4 protein-coding genes are annotated in these 17453 nt (G+C 64.7%); all 4 read right to left on the reverse strand.

The genetic code is table 11. The features are described from left to right. Positions 1-142 precede the first annotated feature (142 nt). Positions 143-12706, reverse strand: coding sequence for a filamentous hemagglutinin family protein (locus HX814_RS13800; RefSeq protein WP_177008689.1), 12564 nt, complete (start codon positions 12704-12706; stop codon positions 143-145). Positions 12707-12907: 201 nt separating this feature from the next. Further along, a complete protein-coding gene (locus HX814_RS13805; protein ID WP_003210472.1) occupies positions 12908-14071 on the reverse strand; it encodes a substrate-binding domain-containing protein in 1164 nt (387 codons plus the stop codon). A 483-nt stretch (positions 14072-14554) separates the two neighbouring features. Continuing rightward, on the reverse strand, positions 14555-15766 hold the full coding sequence (gene gspF, locus HX814_RS13810) for a type II secretion system inner membrane protein GspF (RefSeq protein WP_177008690.1): 1212 nt from the start codon (positions 15764-15766) through the stop codon (positions 14555-14557). Beyond that, positions 15766-17184 (reverse strand): type II secretion system ATPase GspE, encoded by a 1419-nt coding sequence (gspE, locus tag HX814_RS13815; protein ID WP_087694715.1) that lies wholly within the window; start codon positions 17182-17184, stop codon positions 15766-15768. Before gspE ends, gspF begins: the two co-directional genes overlap by 1 nt. Positions 17185-17453 lie beyond the last annotated feature (269 nt).

A 17453-nucleotide genomic window follows, 5' to 3' on the forward strand; every position in this document is an offset into this window, starting at 1 on the left:
TGGCCGAGATATCACTCATCCCGGCCTCAGTGACTACCGGCTCGACCGCGCCACCATCCACCGGGGAAAGCCGGGACCCCAAGACGAAAAAAAGGGGCGATCAATGATCGCCCCAAATACAACGAGAGGTCCTTTTCTAAAACTACAAGCTGATCTGCTGGCGCTCCTCATCCGTCAACCGCGCCCGCGCCTGGTCACTCAACGGTCCGGCGCCGAGTACCTGCACCGGGCTGTTGGGGTTGTAGCCCGAAGTCTTCTGCCCGTCCTCCGGCTTGCGCTCCACTGGCTCGCTGCCAAAGCTCAACACTTCCACCGTGACAATCGACGCCCGGCCCTGTTTGGCCGCCGCCTGCTGGCTACGCGCGGCATCTTCCGCCGCCTGGGACGCCGCCGCACCGGCTGCGCTCGCCGAGGTCATGGCCCCGGTGTTTACCGCCGCCGACACCGGCACCCCGGACGACTTGCCCTGGGTCTGGATGTTGGCGGCATTAACGACGCGCAACGCGGCAATGTTGATGTTGCCCGAGACCCGAATCCCCGCTTCACCCGCATCGATGGTGCCCAGCGGGGCGATCAGGTCGATGTCTCCGGCCGGCACTTCGGGAATCGGGTTCAAGGTGGCAATCCCCGCCCCAGTGCTCGGCACCGCCGGCGACAGGGTCACGTTGCCCCAGTTGTCGTAGACACGCTTGGGCGGCGTGTACACCACGGTGGTCTTGGATCCGCGACCGGCGTTGATGTCGCCCTCGCCGGACCAGCCCATGATCGAGCCGCCGAAGGTGGTCATGATGCGGCTCTGGCCCAGCAGGATGCTGCCCATGGAATACAGCTGGATATCGCCGGCGCCCTGGGTGATCACACCGGCGGTGGACGGCGGTGCCGCGCCTTCGATGCCGAAGGTCTGCCCACCGCCCGGGGTGAGCATCTGGATCGAGCCACCGAAATTGGTGTGTACACCGGAGCCGCCGAACAACGTGATATCGCCCTTGTAGGTGATCGGGTTGCCGGCCACGTCCTTGTCCGGGAACAGCGCGGCAATCGCCGCACGCCCCCGTACATAGCTGCCCTGGCGCACACCGCCCACCGCGTTGTACTCACGGCCGGCGGCCTTGAGTTCGGCGAAGTACACATCACGGGCGAACACCCGTTGCTGTTCAGCGGGCAGTGCGGCGTAAACCGCGCGGGCCTGCTCGCGGGTGCCGACGAAACCGAAGCGCTCGGCGAGCCAGGTGACCAGTTCGTTCTCATAGGTCTTGGCGACCTTGCCGCCCTGGATCGACAGGGCTTCGCCTGGCTGGACGAGGTTGGCCGGGTCCAGGTAGGCCTCGACAAAGCGCCGGTAATCCGGGCCGTTGGGGCCGACGCCAGCTTGCATGACGATGCCTGCGCCAGGGCGGTTGTCGCCCGCGACCACCGGGCCCAGGCTGGTGATGCTGACTTCGCCGCCCTTCGCCGGGTCACGCCCGGACATCAGGATATTGCCGCCCGCCGTCACTTCCAGCAGGCCAGGACCGGCAACCTGGAAGTTGCTGTACAGAATGTCGCGCCCGGCGGAGACGATGGAGATGTCAGTGGGGTTGTTGTGGATGAACAGGTTGCCGGTCGACTGCTCGCTGACCGCACCGGGGGCCGTATTAAAACGGCTGCCACTGCTGACAATGTCTCGCCCCGCCATCATCCAAACCGGCCCGTTGCCCTCGTACCAGGTCTGCCCCGAATGCAAAAACGTGGGGGAAGAATTGAACGTCAGGGTCCGGCCGCTGCTGACCCCCACCAGATCGCCGGTCAAGGCATAGAACCGCGCCGGTTCCGTTGGCGCGTAAGCGGCTGCCGACGCCGTGGCGGAGCCAAAGGCAAACAAAGGACGCGGAATGGAACCCGACGAGCTACCGTTCTCCGACAGATTGTTGCCATCGGCAACCACCTGACCATCAATGGTCCCGACGAACGCCGGCCGCCAAGGTGTGGCCATGATGCTGGGGTCGGCCCCGGAAGGCGTGACAAACATACCGCCCGCATAAATCGAGTCATGGGCCAGGAATTGCAACTGGCTGCTGGCACCGGGGGCGAGCACCAAGGCATTTATCGGACTCGTATCGGCTTGGTACCCCAGGACGGCGTTACCGTAATAAATACTGCCGCCAGCCGCCGTCGCTCGAACGATCGATGGGTAGACGGTTGCCAGGTCGGACGCTGCGGCGGAGACAGATGGCGTCAAGTTGCCCCCCGCTGAAAACAGGTCGATTGCCGTGTGCCCGGTCCACAACGAGAACCAACTTTCGCCGGTCCCACTCGTCCCGCCACGGGTAAACGATGAGTTGTTCAGCAGGACGACACGGCCCGGGTCAATCACTTGCTGCAGCACCAGGTCACCCAATGTCGTCAGGTTGAATGTGGCATCCCCCGGCACCAGGGTGATGCCCCCCACTGCCCGGCCACGGGTCGCCTGGAACGGATCGAATGCGCGGGTTTCGCCCGGGCTCTGCTCAGAGCTGTTGCTGCCGTAGGTCAGGTCGATCCGGCCCGTGGTCGCACTTTGCAGTTGGACATTGCCCCGGATATTCACCAACTGGCCGTTCTGATCGTTTACATCAACCACGCTGCCAGGGTTCAGGGCGCCACCGATACGCACCCGCAGATCACCACCGCCCGTCAACTGCAGGCTGCCATCACCGGCAACCCGCCCGGTACTGCCGACCGCCAGCACCAGCCCCTGGCTGCGCGGGTTGGCAGAGGCCGACATTGGGTTGCCGTCCATGCGCCGAAGCACACCGGCATCCCCGCCTACCTGAACATCTACGTCACCGCCGCCGAGGGTGCCGAAACCGGTAAACCCGACGAACGCATCAGCCTTGGAGGCGTTGGCGGTATAGCTCCCGAAATTGATCCACCAGGCCGTCGGCTGCGCCTGCCCGCCGGTGTTCACCGTGCCGCTGCCCTGGCGCCACAGCCAGTTGGCCACATCGGCGGAGTCGATGCCGTTATCCAGGGGGTTGGGCCGACTTGGGTTGAAGACGCCTCCCAGGATATTCCCCGTCAGGTTGCCCCCCACGTTCATGCTCAAATTCCCCCCTGCCTCCGGGTACCAGGCACGGTACAGGCTGTCAGATGAGCCGTTGACGAACTGTTCAAAATAACTGTTGGTATCGTTCAGCACCGTCTTCGCGCTGTTCAGCGCCTTGGGCTGGTTGTAGGGGTCACTGGCACCGGTTGCAGTGGACGATGTACCGGCGGTGTAGACCCCGTACAGGGAGTCCATGCTCAAGTTGCCGGCGCTGAGCAGTTCGAGGTCGCCCGTACCGGTGCGAATCACACTGAAACGGCTGCTGGAGGGGGTCGCCGCATACTCTTTGCCGCTTTGGGCCTGGCAGTAGGCGGGCGAGCTTGCACAGAACTCATCGATGGAAGGGATACCGAACTGGTCCAGGATGCTTTGCTCGATCGGCGTTCCGACGGTGACGATAATCCCGTTGTCCGCCAGGTCCTTGGCGCCGAATTCGGTCCAGACATAGCCAACTTTCACGGCGCAGTACGCCGGATTGCCCGCACAGAAATCGTCAATCGAACCCAGCCCGAAATCATCGAGGATCTTTTGGTCGATCGGGTCGCCTTCCTTGACCACCACCCCATTGGCCGCAAAGTCCTCCACCGCGAAGGCGGTCCAGGTCAACTTGCCCTTGGCGGGCATCTCCTTGGCAAACATGCCGTAGTGGCTGTCAGCCAAACGCAGGTCGCCGCTGCGCGGATGGGCTTGCAGGATGCGGCTGTCGGCCGCCTCGGTGTCAGCACCTGCGACCAACCGCAGCGACCAGGATTGCGAACCTTCGGCCAGCATCGGCGAGAGGGCCCACAGCTTGCCCTGGCGCCCCGCCACTTCCGGGCGCAACGCCACCGACTCAGCCCCGCCCGGCAACTTGACGTTGGTGCCGGAAGGAATCAACGCGCCGCGCGGCAGCGGTATGTCGCCATTGAGGGTCACGTAGTTTTGCGTCGGGTTAAGCGCCTCGTAGTTCGTCGGCAACGGCACCCCTTTGGGCCAGGTCAGCGCCCCGAGCCGGGTGTCCTGGGTCAGCAGGCTGCCGGCGTCCAGCTGTGAGCCGGCCGCCAGGGTGTGTGCCTGGCTCAATAACGTGCCTGCGGCAAACAGCAGATTGCCCGCGCTGTCGAACACCGCTGCGGCCAATACCGTACCGGCAGGCAGCGTCAGGTCCTGGTTCAGCGTCGCCCGGGTCGGCAAGCGCGTTCCGGCGGCCACGCCCACGGCCTTGATCGGCAGGTCGTAGTTGAGCACGGTGCCCGCCGGGAAGGTCGTGCCGTCCGCCAGGGTGATGCCGTTACCCGGCACGATGATCGTGCCCCCGGTAAAGTCGATACCCGGCAACAACACCCAGCCCTTGTCATCGACGGTCTGCGGTGGCGGTGCAAAACCGTCGTTGATGCTGCCGTAAATATTCAGGTCGCCACCGGCGCGCAGGGTCAGGCTGCCCGACTCACCGGAGCCATACACCGAGGTTTTCTGGCTGTTGGGGTTGAGGCTGGCGTAACGGTAGCCGGACAGGTCCAGATCGCCCTGCACCACCAGGTCACCGTCCGCGGTCTTGCTGACGATTTCCACGCCCGGGCGCAGGTGGAAGGCATCGGCGTAGGTTGCATTGTTAAGCCCGGCGAGTTTGTTTTGCAGCAGGTTCTGGTTGAGCAATGCACCGTTGATAAAGGCCGTGCTCAGCACATGCTTGCCATCCAGGTAGGCCTGGTCGATCTGTTGGTAAGGCCGCCCGCTGGCCGTCGGATCGGTGACCAGTGGCGCATCGTCGTAACTGATCATGCCGTTGAGGGTGATCGAGCGCGCACCCTGGATCGTCAGGCGGCCATGGGCATCGATGTTGATGTCGTTGCTGGTGCCATCGACGTTGATCAGCCGTGGTGCATTCAGTTCCAGGGTGCCGCGGTTGCGCCCGTCATTGCCCTGGACCGCCTTGGTGCCGTGGCGCAGGTCGATGCGTGCGCCATCGGCCAGGGTCAGTTGACCGGTGCCGGAGCCGAGCACCACCATGGCCCGGTTGGGCGAGTCGATGATCTTGCCGTAGCTGTCCACCCGCAGCTTGCTGCCATGGGCGTCGAGTACCGCGCCGCCGTCCAGCGTCAGGCCGTGCTTGCCGGCCAGGTTGATGCTGCCGACGCGCTCGCCACTGGCGTCCACCAGGCCGGTGACCCGCAGGCTGCCGTTGTCCACGGAGACGTTGACGGTGCCGGCCTTGAGGCCATTACCGATGGTCAAGTCGCCCTGCTTGAGTTGGAAGCTGCGTGTGCCGAACACCTGGCCTTGATTCAGGCGCTGGTTGAGGTCGGCGAACTGCTGGTCCAGCGAACCGCTGCTGCCCAGGCGCTGGGCCTGGATTTCCACGGTACCGGCCTCATAAGGCATCGTGGTCCCGCCCGCATCGTAATAGCCACTGCTGCCGGCGAGGATCGTGCCTTGCAGGTCGACGATACCGCCCGCCGCGTCCACCGCAACCGCCCGCAGTTTGCCGGCCTGGTTGTTTTTGGCCGAGAGGTCGATGGTCGAGCCGGCAGCCTGCAGTATGTTGCCGCTGCGGCTGTCCAGCAGCACAGTGCCGCCCGCGCCGTATTGGGTCACATCGTTGAACACAGTGGCGCCACCGGCCACGTCGATCAACGCCGCATCCGTCAGCACCACATCACCCCGGGCGCTCAGGCTGATTTTACCGCTGGGTAGCACTACCGCCGTGGCCAGGCGAATGCTGTCGCCTTGCAGGGACAGTTCGGCGCCCTGGCCGTCGGCCTTGCCACGCGCCCCCACGGACGCTGCAATATCAATCGCCCCACCTGCGGTCATGCGGTTCACCGAACCGGCTTCGCCGGTCATCAGCGGGGTGAGGATATTCAGGTCGCCGCCGCTGTACTGGAAGCCCTTCACCGGGTCATAGGCGCCCTGGCTCTGATACACCGAGAGGCTGCCCTTGTGGTTGGCGGTAATGCGCTCGCTGGCATTGAGGTTCACGCTGGCAAAGCCCAAAGCCAGGCGATCGAAACTGCTCACGGTGTTGGTCTGGGCAAAGGCGCCGTAGCCGAACTCAATACGCTCGGCGTTGATATCCAGGCGCCCGCTGCCAGTGCCCGCCCCGCCGGCGATCACCGAGCCCGGTGGGGTGGTCGCGCCCTGCCAGATCAGGTTGGCGGTATGAATGTTGGCCACGTCGCCACCGGCACCGGCACCGTAGATCGCCGGAGTGGAGAGCATCAGGTTGCTCAGCCGCGACTTACCCGTCAGTGGGTCATAGGTGTCCAGGGAGGTACTGCCGTAGAAGTTGAAACTGTCCCGCGCCGAGAGCTGCAGGGTTTCCAGGGCCGGCGCACCGAACTGTGAATCACCTTTGAGCAGGCGATCAAGAAGCGCCTGGGTGAGTGTCAGGCCGGCCGGCAACTGATTGGCCACAGCGGCAGCGGCCAGGGCTTGGGCGCTGCCGAGGTTAATGGTGTTGACCCCCAGGTTGAGGTGACGGGTGCCGTAGCGCACCTGGTCGCCCAACTGGAAGGTATTGTTGGTCAACGCCACGATGCTGCCTTCGGAGTACAGCCCGGTTTGCCCGCTGCACAGGCCCGTGTCACACACACCGATGCTGATCCCGCCGCTGGGCACCGTCGTATTGAATGCAATGACATTGAGCAAGCCGTTGGACGCCGCCAGCATATTGGTGACTTTGTAGATAAAACCGTCACGAGCGTCGTAGCTGGCTTTGCCACGGCCGATGGTGTTGATGGATGCGCCCTGCTCCAGGACGATCGCGTTGGTGTCACTCAACAAAAAGACTTCCGGCGCTGCGAGCGTCACACCTTCCCGAAGCGTGACGGTGCTGTTGGCCCGACTCGTACCGCCAGCCAGCACGATGTAATTCCCGGACTGGCCATACGTAACTGCCGTCATCCCCCCCACCATCAAACGCGAGGCTCCCAAGGCGTTGAGGCTCTCATCGTTGAAGGTAATGCCGGAAAAACCGCTGGTTGCGGAACTGCCCGCCGCGACGACTTCAATACCCAGTTTGCCTGGATCAATCACCGCCACCGCGCCGCCATAGCCACCCGCCGCGGCCTCAAAACGGCCTATGCCCTGGAACGAAAACGCATCAGCGCCGCCCCCTGGCCGCAAGGCCAGTTTCAGGGTCTTGGCGTCGACGGCGAGCATCGGGCGTGGCACACCCTGTTTCGCAGCGTCGGCCATGGCGAACTGGGCGTAGCTGGTTTCGTTGTATTGGGAATAGCGACGCAAGGTATCGGCCGAGGTCAAAATCAACTGGCTGGCAACGCTGTTGCCGATCCCGGTGTTGGCGATGGACAAGCGCCCGGCGGTGGACCAGGAGCCATTGCGCATGCGCTGGGTGGCGGCATCACTGCCGAGCCCGGCCAGGCCGTTGATCTCGACGCGGAAAGCGCCGGGCATCAAGGCGTAGGTGGACGGCATCAGGGTATAAGTGCCCGCCGGCAGCCCCGGCACTCCGGCGCCGATGGTGACCTGCTGGCCCACCAACGGATCGACTGCGCCTTTCTCCGGTGCCACCGGCGCCGCGCCAGGCTGCACCCCGGGCACGATGGCGTAAATCGGGTTGGTGCCCAGGCCCGGCAACACAAAACCGCCATTGGCACCAAACTGCACCAGTGGGCTGTAGCGCGCATCCGTAGAGCCTCCGCGCCCGGAAACGAAACCGGCCCCCAGCAATTCGCCGCCGCCCGACAGGTCCAGGGTAGCCTCAGGCTGCACCTGCACCGACTGGCCGCCGAGAATCACCCCGACGCTGAGTTCCGCGTCCTGGTTGACCAGCCCGCCCTGGCCGACAAACGTCACGGTCTTGCCGTTGTACTTATAGACCTGCCCGTCCAGGGTGCCGCCATACGGCAGCACCAGGCCCCTGCCGCTCACCGAGGTCACGCTGCCCGGCAGCAAATGCACCTGGCTGCTGCCCATGCTGCCGATATCGATCAACCCCAGGGGCGCCCGCACCACACCGCCCTGCCGCACCGTCGCGGCGCCCAGTTGCAGGCGCCCGAATGCCGAGTAAGGCACCGCGGCATCCGTGTTGCCGGTACGGCCAATGGTCAGGGTGCGCAGCGGGTCGAACGTGATGTTGAGGCTGTTGAATTCGCTCAGGTAGCCGGCAATGACCCGCGCACCGACCTCCGTGGCCGGATACAACTGCGCCGCCCGCAAGGTCATGTCGCCCTGGGTCAATAACTGGGTGCTGACCCTCAAGGCCACGCCGTCCGGGTTCGCACCCGCCAGGAAGCGCAGATCGCCCTGGCTGGTCAGGTTGACCTGATCAAAGCCGCGACGCTCAAGGCCGACCAGGCTGTCGTCGGCCTGGCGCAGTTTGCCCTTGCTGCCAAACAACACGCTGCCGCGCACATCGATCAAGCTGCCGCTGGCATTGAACTGCGCCTCGGTGGCGCGCAGCGAGGGTAACGGCAACACCGACACCGGGTTCACGTAGAACTCCCGGGCCGGCGAATCCATGCCGGACAGCAGCAGAGACGGTGCCGACAGATTCACCCGGGCATTGGCTGCCGCGCCCTCACTGAGGTTGAAGGCACCGCTGTACAGGCGCAGGCTCTGGCCCATGTTCAAGGACACATCGCCGTCGAAACTCAACAGGCCGTTGCTCATCAATGCCAGGTTGTCGAAGCCGCCCGCACTGACCTGGTCGACGCCCAGGCGAGCGTGGCCGTATTCCAGGCTGTCGGCCGCGTCGGCGGCGGTGCCGGCGAGCGGGTGGGCCTGATGGGTCTGGCCGAGCACCAGTTCACGCACCTTCAGCACGCGATCCGTGACACTGCTCTTGGTGTAATACGGGCTGTCCAGCGCTACGTTCAGGCTGCCGCCCGCTGCGCCGGCACCGCCGGCCCGGGCTACCAGACTGCCGTCCAGGTACAAGCCATTGTTGGACGCCAGGCTGATGCTGCCGCCATTGCTGGCCACCCGGGTTGCGCCCTGCCCCGGCACATCCAACACCGCTTGCGTGCCCGACGCGTCCAGCCGGGCGCCCTCGCGTACCACCACAAACAGGTCGCTGGCAGTGACCGTGCCGGTGCTCAGGTTGATCTCGCCACCGATGCTGATCTTGCCGCCGTCACGGACCAACCCGTATTGGCTCCCGCGATTGTCCACGGCGGTCGCGGCCCGGGCGGCGACATCGATCAGTGCGTTTTCACCCAGCCAGATGGAGCGGCCGTGGCCAACCGCGTTGGCCGGCTCGAACGCGCGCGTGGTCAGGCCGTTCAGGTTGACGCTGCCACCCCAGGCATTGAGCGTGCCGTCGACCGTCAGTTGACCGATGCTGCGCAGGTTGATCGACTGGCCCGGGTCGACGCTGATCACCGCGCCCTTGCCGACCACCAGCGCGGTTGTCGGCAGTTGCTCGGCAGGCGACTCCAGGTGGCCGGCGGAAAGGGTCAGGCTGGCGCCACGGCGTTGGCCGAGTACGCCCTTGCTGGCGTCTTCCTGGTAAAGCGGCGGGGTCCAGCGTTCCATGACGCTGGCCGCGTCGCCGCCGCCCGGCGTCGTGGCGGCCTGCTCCGAGAGCCGATAGGCCGGCACGTTCACATCCACCTGAGTACCATCGGCGACCAGCAATCCTTCGTTGCCGGTAATGTCATAGGCCGAAAAACCCTTGTTGAAAAAATCCCCGGCCAACTGCAAGGTCTTGGCATCCGGCGCCTGCGGGCTCTGGCCGATCTGCACCTTGTTGGCCTGCAAGGTCAGGGTGCCGCCTGCGCTGACGCCATAGCCGCGAATCTCGGCGCCCAGGTCCAAAGCCCCCAGTGCGCCCACGGTCACGTCGCCGCCCTTGCCGCCCCCGACTTTGCCATCCAGGCCGATGGTCGCCCCGGACGACGTTTCCACCAGGCTGCCCGCCGCGAGGTTCACGTCGCCGGAGCTGCGCAACGACACCTTGCCACCGTTGATATACGCCACCCCATCAGTGGCCGAAGGGTCCAGCGCCAGATTATTCCAGCGCCCGGAACTGTCCAGCTTGACTCCGGCGGCCACATCGAGCCGGCCGATGCCCGGCAGAATCACATCGCCAACGACATTGGAGCGATTGAGGTCGACCTGATTCAGCAGGTTGCCCGCGTTGATGCTGCCGCCGTGGGCCGTGAGGTTGGCATTGACTGAAACCACGGGGCCGAACAGGGTGATGTCGCCGCCGTCAGCCACCTTGAGTGCGCCATTGACGTCAATCTGCTGCTTTGCGCCGACCTTGATCGCGCCCAATCGGTAGCCATTGAGCTGGTCACTGTCGAGCACCAGTTTGCCCTGGCGTTCGGTCGGCAGCGCAGTGGCCAGGCCCAGGCCGTCGGCGATTTTTTGCGCGCTGCCCTCGATCAGCACCTGGTCGATGGTCGGCGTCAAGGCGTAGCGCAAGGTGCCGGTGGCCTTGTTGTACACCGGCGTGTACTGGCCAATGATCAACTGCGCCCGCTGGGCCATGGCCTGCTGTGACTGCTGATAACCATCAAGGTTGATATTCGGTGCCTGGGTCTGGCGATCGCCCTGGAATACATCGCTGATCAACTGGCCTTCCAGCACCGCGTTGGTGGTGCCCACCACCAGCTTGCCGGCGTCGCGGCCCACGGTGTAGCCCGCCTCGTAGCGGCTTTGCTGGGCCACCAGCGGGTTGTAGTAGAAATCGCTGCGGCCCCAGCGGACGCTGGTGTCTTCAAAGCCCTTGTAGATCCCCGCGTAGAGAATGTCCCCGGGGGCTTTCGACAGCTCATAGAGCTGGCCGTCAGGCCCCTTGAGCCAGGTCTGGCGGATGTAGCCGGCCTGCACATCGACGGTGCCGCCCGACAGATTGACCTGGGCCCCCTGCTGGGTCACCACGTCCTTGCCGGTGAACGTCACAGTGCCGCCCTGGGCCATCCACTCGCCGACCGAGTGGCCCTGGGTGCCCAGGTAACCGCCGACTTCCAGCAGCCCGCCGGCGGTGTACCAGCGGTCCGTCGCATAGCCGTTGGTGCCGGCCGGGACGAACACCAGGTCCCGCAGGTCGACCCACACGTCGTTGTTGATCAATTGCCCGCCGTCACGGTTGGCGGGCGCGTCGCGCTGTTCGTTGCCCTGCACGTTGATCTTGATGTTGTTGGCTTCCATCGCCACCTTGACGCCAATCGCGCCGGACACGTCGATCATCGCGCCGTCACGCACCAGGCTGCGCTGGCCGGCACTGACCGCCACCTGGCCGCCGGTGGCCAGAGTGATCGAGCCTTTGCGCAAATCCACAGTGCCGCCGCTGACGATCTCGATCCGCGACTGGTCAGTGCGGTCGGCCACCGCGCTGAGGTTGTTGAACTGACCGGTGATCAGGTTGGCAGGCAAGCCGTCGAGCTTGATCAGGCCGTTGTCCTTCTGGCTGTTGAGGGCGGTGCTGCCGCTGGCGTCCAGCAGGATCGCCGTGGTGCTGCCCTCGCTTAGGGTCACGCTGCCGGTGGCATCGCTGGCGGCGTTGAGCAAGTGAATCGTGCCACGGGTATCCACCGAAGTGCTGGCCAGGACCACGCCGTTCTGCTGCACCTGGTGCCCGGTGAGGGTGATGTCGCCGGTCGACGCCATGATCAGGCCGCTGTTGCTGACCTTGCCCGACGTGCTGCCGGCCTTGAGGCTGGTGGCCACTTCATTGCCACGGGTGGTGGAGCGGTCGTTGCCGGTGGTGCCGACGCCCTTGCGGATATAAAAACTGTCGCCGGCGGCCAGGGTGGCCTGGCCCCTGGCGGTGATGATGCTGCCGGCGTTCTCGACCTCCGAGCCGAGCAGCAAGGCATAGCCACCGGCGTCGGTAGAGGTGGCCGGGTTGTGAGTCTGGATCAACGCGCCGCGCTGCACCTCGACCTTGCCCGCCGCGTCGGTGAAAGTCGGCTGGGTGCCGTTGGCATCCACATAGATCCCGCGTTGGGTGAATTGGTCATCGGTGATGGTGGCGGCGGCCGCCACCAGGTTGCGCACATTGACCTGGCTGCTGCCGCTGAAGATCACCCCGTTGCGGTTCATGATCATCACTGTGCCAGGGGCGTTGATCTGGCCCTGGATTTCGCTGGGGCGCGCGTTGGGGTCGTTGACACGGTTGAGCACGGCCCAATTCGATTGCTGCTGGAAATCGACCGTGGTGTTGCGTCCGACGTTGAAGGTTTCCCAGTTGAGGATCGCCTTGTCGGCGGTCTGCTCGATGGTCACCGTGGTCTTGCCACCGGACTGGCTCTGGGTCGGGCCCTTGGCGTTGGTCCAGCCCTGGGTCAGGCTGTTGTCCACCTGCAAGCCGCCCTTGCCGAGGCCGTCGGGAATCGTCGAGACCTGGCCGAGCGCCGCTTGCCGGCCAGCGGCCTGGGCGGCCTGCTGGGCCGCAATCGCCGCGACACTGTTGTTGAGCGTGCTGATGGAACGTGACAACTGCTGGTTCGCCCGCGCCTGCTGATTCAACGACGGAATCCCCGGCACCTGCGCCCCGTTGAGGCGGGCCGCTGTCGCCGCCTGGGAGGCACCCTTGTCGGCAAACCAGCCGGAGCTGAACGCTGTCGCCGCGTGGGCGCTGCCTGCCACCATGAACAAGGCAATCGCCTGGGCCAGGGGTTTGAGGCGCAGGACCGTCTGGCCGCCAGGGCCTTGGGCATTCAGGTTGACCGGTGGTTTGCAGCGGACCATCAGGAAGCTTCCTTCTTTATTTTTGCCCATGGGGAACTGGCGACGTGCGTCACGTATGGGAGTTAGGCGGTTGGCGAGGGGCGGGACTGAACTTCTGTCATGGAAAGTTCATGTAAGGCTGATAGCCGAGCCGCAAACGCAAAAATCAGCAACGGCACAGGCCGTTGCTGATCGGGTGTTGCCGGTCGGTAAAAGCGTGGGTTACAGCGGACGACCGATGGCGTTGCAGACATCAGACTTGCCGATGCTCAGCGCGCTGGTTGCGGTAACGAAGTTGCTGGTGATCGCGGCTTTCCAGGCAGCTGGCAGTGGCACGAAGCGGTTGGCCTTGATCGCGTTGTCGTTGCTGTTCAAGGCGCTGGCACCGAAGTGACGGGTGAAGAATGCACGCACTTGCGAGGTCTGGGTGGCGTCGGCGTAGCACTGGCTGAAGATCAGGTTGGTGAAGCCCAGGATCGGATAACCGCTGCTTGGGTAAGGCACGACGCTTGGGTCGTTGGCATCGGCGGCGGCAGCAAACACCGGTACCCAGGCGTTCTGGTTGGCGACGTTGGCAGCAGCCGGTACGGGCACAGCAGCGATGGCGGCGGAAACGTTATCAGGGGCTGGAGAAACACCGGCGACCTTGGCCACTTTGGTGGCGTCATCCAGGCCAGCCAAGGTAGGCGCGGCATAGTCCGGGCTCATGTAGGTGATACGACCATCACCGGCGTTCAGCGCGGTCATCACGCCTTGGCTGGTCACGGCAGGCACAGCGCCTGGTGGCACGCCGAAGCTGTCCGCGAAGTTGGTGGTGACCACAAATTTCTTGGACTCATTGACGCACTTGGCCGCCAGGAAACGGGTGAACAGCTCGGTGGTGCCGCTGGCTTCGTTACGGTAAACCACCACGATATTACCGGTGCGACCGGTAGCCGGGAGTTGGTTCCAGGTGGTGATGCGGCCCGAGAACACGCCGCACAGTTGATCAACGCTCAGGTCAACTGCGTTGGTACCGGCCTTGTTGAATGGAATGGCAACCGAAGTGGCGACCGAAGGCACTTGAATCAGCTTGCCCCAGGTCGCTTGTTTGGTGGAGGCGTAGGTGGACAGTTCAGTCGAGGTCAGCTTCGAGTCGCTGCCCGCCCAGTGAACGTTCTTGGTGCCGGTGCCGAACTGGCTGTAGTCGTTGTTCAGGAACGCCAGTTTGCCCTTGCCGCTGCCCACGCCGATGTACGGGGCGAAACCGGCGGTCAATACGCCGGAGGTCTGGTACAGCGGTTGTGGCAGGGTGGCGCCGCCGCCGTTGATGTCTGCCATGGCAGCCTGGGCCGAGCACAGTGCAGCGAGGGTCATGGATACCGCGAGAACGTTGCGCTTAAACATGAAGAAGCTCCTTTCGTCGTGTTTGTACGTTGGGGTAGATGACGCTATGGCTTCGGTCCCGGGCTGTGTTCCGGGGGGTACCCAGGGGTGAGGCCATGGGTATGAAATTTCGCAGCATCCGATGACAGCTAAAGGAAAAAACCTCGGGAGGAACGGCTTGATTTTTAAAAAGATTCTCGGGTGTTTTGGTCACACTTTTGAGCGGTTTGGGGGTGAGGTGACAGCGAGGTTTCAGCGCGGATTTCGAGGACCGGGCTGGAGGCGTTACGGGCCGCGTGGTGGGGTTGGGCAGATGACAGAATGAGGAACCCGAGGTTGGGACCCGCGTGTCAGGCGCGCGAAAATAGTCTTGAAGAAACGCGATTCAAATGTGGGAGCGGGCTTGCTCGCGAAAGCGGTGGATCAGGCGCGACATGTGTTGACTGACACACCGCTTTCGCGAGCAAGCCCGCTCCCACCTTTTTGATCGTGTTTCGTCAGCAGTCAGGTCACCAGTTGGTTGATTTCGATAATGGGCAGTAGGACGGCCATGACGATGACCAGCACAACGGCCCCCATCACCACGATCATCAGTGGCTCAAGCAACGCCGTCATGCCCATCGCCCGACGCTCGATATCCCGCGACAGGGTTTGCGCCGCGCGCTCGAGCATTGGCGGCAGCGAGCCGGTTTTTTCGCCGCTGGCGATCAGGTGGATCAGCACGGGCGGAAAGACCTTTTCCACCGCCAGCGCAGGCGCCAGGTTGACGCCCTCGCGCACCTTGGCGGTGGCATCTGTGACGCACTGGCTCAGGCGGTCGTTGGACAAGGTCTGGCGCGCCGCTTCCAGGGCGCGCAACAACGGCACGCCCGCCCCGCCGAGAATCGCCAGGGTCGAGGCAAACCGCGCGGTGTTGAGGCCCAGTACAAAACGCCCGATCAACGGCAGGCGCAACACCCGGCTGTGCCAGCTCAACCGCGCCACGGGGTTGCGCAGGTACAGGCGCCAGCTCCAGAAACCACCCACGATCCCGGCAAAACACAGCCAGCCCCAGGCGCGGATGAAGTCACTCGCATTGAGCATCGCCAACGTCAGCCCCGGCAGGTCCTGGCGAGCCTGGGAAAACGCACTGACCACCTGCGGCACCACGTAGCTGAGCAGGAAAATCACAATGCCGATGGACACCAGCCCCACCACGCCCGGGTAGATAAACGCCGTGAGGATCTTGCCCCGCAGGTTATTGCGCTCCTCGATGTAGTCGGCGAGGCGCTCCATGACCTGGGCCAGGTCGCCGGACTCCTCCCCCGCCGCGATCAGCGCCCGATAGATCGACGGAAAGTCCCGGGGCCGCGCGGCCAACGCATCGGCCAGGCGCATGCCGCTGCGCACATCGGCGCGCACCGCGCTCAAGGTCTGGGCAATGTGTTTTTTCTCGGCTTGCTCCACCGTGGCGCTCAACGCGGCCTCCAGTGGCAAGCTCGCACCGAGCAGGCTCGCCAGCTGGCGCGTGGCCCAGGCCAGGTCGTTGTCCGAGAGCTTGGCGCTGAACCGGCTGCCACCGCCGGCACGCTCGTTGTTGTTCTCGACCTGCACCCGCAAGGCCGTCAGGCCGCGGCTGCGCAGGTGGGCAAACGCGCCGCTCTGGCTGTCTGCCTCAAGGTGCCCGGACTCCAGCTTGCCGCTGGCGTCGGCGGCTTCGTAGCGGTATCGGTTCATCAGGCGTCCCGTGTTACGCGCAGGATTTCTTCGGGGGCGGTGGCGCCGCTGCGTACCCAGCGATCGCCATCCTCACGCATGCTGAACATGCCGGCGCGGCGTGCGGCGGCTTTCAAGGCCTGCTCGCCGGCGCCCTGGTGGATCAGCCCGCGCAGCTCGTCGTCGATGCAGAACAATTCATGGATACCGGTACGCCCGCTGTAACCGATCTGGTTGCACTGCGCGCACCCGACAGGCCGCCAGGTGCCGGGCGCGGCCGGGTCTTCCTGCTTGCAGTGCGGGCACAGCCGACGCACCAGGCGCTGGGCCAATACGCCGAGCAGTGACGAGGCCAGCAGGAACGGTTCGACGCCCATGTCGATCAAGCGGTTGACCGCCGAGACGGCGTCGTTGGTGTGCAGGGTGGCGAGCACCAGATGGCCCGTGAGCGAGGCCTGGACGGCAATTTGTGCGGTCTCCAGGTCGCGGATTTCGCCGATCATGATGATGTCCGGGTCCTGGCGCAGGATTGCCCGCAGGGCCAGGGCGAAGGTCATGTCGATCTTGGCGTTGACCTGGATCTGGCTGATGCCCGGCAGGTCGTATTCCACCGGGTCTTCGACGGTCAGGATATTGCTGGTGCTCGCATCCAGCCGGGCCAGGGCGGCGTAGAGGCTGGTGGTCTTGCCGCTGCCGGTGGGGCCGGTGACCAGCACGATGCCGTGGGGTTGGCGGATCAGGGTGTCGAGTTTGGCCAGGACGGCGGGGTCCATGCCGAGGGTTTCCAGTTGCAGGCGGCCGGCTTGTTTGTCCAGCAGGCGCATCACTACGCGCTCGCCATGGCCGGTGGGCACGGTGGAGACGCGGATATCGATGGGGCGACCGGCCACGCGCAGGGCGATGCGGCCGTCCTGGGGCAGGCGTTTTTCGGCGATATCGAGTTGGGCCATGATCTTGATGCGTGAGACCAGAGCGCCGTGCAGGGCCTTGCGCGGGGACACCACGTCACGCAGGGTGCCGTCGACGCGGTAGCGCACCACGGAGTGGGTTTCGTAGGGTTCGATGTGGATGTCGCTGGCTTCGTCGCGGGCGGCCTGGGTGAGCAAGGCGTTGATCATGCGGATCACCGGGGCGCCGTCCTGGGTGTCGAGCAGGTCGGTGATTTCGGGGATGTCTTGCATGAGGCGGTCGAGGTCGACTTCGTTTTCGGCGGCGCCCACGACGGCGGCGGCGCTGCCGGTGTCGGCGTAGGCAGTGGCCAGGAGGCCGTCGAGTTCGTCGTCGCGCACCTGGATCAGGTGGGTTTGGCCGAACTGGCGGTGGACTTCGCTGATGGACCAGCCGGGGGTGGAGGGGCAGATGGTCAGCGTCGGGCCCTGGGTTCCCGGGTGAAGGAGGATACGTTGGGATTTGGCCCAGGCGTAGGGCAGGAGGCTCATGCTTTTGGGCTTCGTTTGGTTGAGTACATATCCATTCCTTCGGTTACGGCTTGTATTGGTTCCGCTCTTACAGCGGCTCACTTTTGAAAAGCGCAAAAGTAAGCAAAACGCTCTTGCCCCACCACTCGGCACCTCGCTTAGGCTCGGTGTGCCCTCACTCCGGCTTTGGACCGTGGGCCGCCGTCATGGGCCATCCTTGGCCCAGGACGGCTAACCCGGCGTCCTGCCGGGTTACCCACGCTCCAAAGCCTGCGTTCGGCCAGCGTGGT

The sequence above is a fragment of the Pseudomonas sp. C8002 genome (assembly GCF_013385765.1).
Classification (GTDB): Bacteria; Pseudomonadota; Gammaproteobacteria; order Pseudomonadales; family Pseudomonadaceae; genus Aquipseudomonas.

Excerpts from the sequence above, each read along its gene's own strand:
- HX814_RS13800 (WP_177008689.1), bottom strand. The coding sequence starts at position 12,706 with ATGGTCCGCTGCAAACCACCGGTCAACCTGAATGCCCAAGGCCCTGGC.
- HX814_RS13805 (WP_003210472.1), bottom strand. The coding sequence starts at position 14,071 with ATGTTTAAGCGCAACGTTCTCGCGGTATCCATGACCCTCGCTGCACTG.
- gspF (WP_177008690.1), bottom strand. The coding sequence starts at position 15,766 with ATGAACCGATACCGCTACGAAGCCGCCGACGCCAGCGGCAAGCTGGAG.
- gspE (WP_087694715.1), bottom strand. The coding sequence starts at position 17,184 with ATGAGCCTCCTGCCCTACGCCTGGGCCAAATCCCAACGTATCCTCCTT.